Source organism: Vibrio gelatinilyticus, assembly GCF_022836845.1.
Lineage (GTDB): Bacteria > Pseudomonadota > Gammaproteobacteria > Enterobacterales > Vibrionaceae > Vibrio > Vibrio gelatinilyticus.
The window spans coordinates 1-253 of the sequence record NZ_JAJNNZ010000060.1 but is presented as its reverse complement, the minus strand read 5'-3'; the positions used below and the strand labels follow the sequence as shown (position 1 = coordinate 253).

Genomic DNA, 253 nt, shown 5'->3' with positions numbered 1-253 from the left:
AGATTCAAACTAATGAACCATTTTTAAAAGCACTAAAGATAATGCACTTAAAGATGGTGGGCGATACCGGGCTCGAACCAGTGACCCCCTCCTTGTAAGGGAGGTGCTCTCCCAACTGAGCTAATCGCCCACATTAGTTTTTCGTTCTGTGGTAGAACGTTTCAAGATGGTGGAGCTATGCGGGATCGAACCGCAGACCTCCTGCGTGCAAGGCAGGCGCTCTCCCAGCTGAGCTATAGCCCCAGAGAATCTT

2 tRNA genes are annotated in these 253 nt (G+C 49.8%); both read right to left on the bottom strand.

From position 1 onward, the window contains the following. Positions 1–54: 54 nt before the first annotated feature. A tRNA-Val gene (locus tag LNL84_RS19675) sits at positions 55–130 on the bottom strand. 37 nt (positions 131–167) lie between these two features. After that, positions 168–243, bottom strand: a tRNA-Ala gene (locus LNL84_RS19670). Positions 244–253 lie beyond the last annotated feature (10 nt).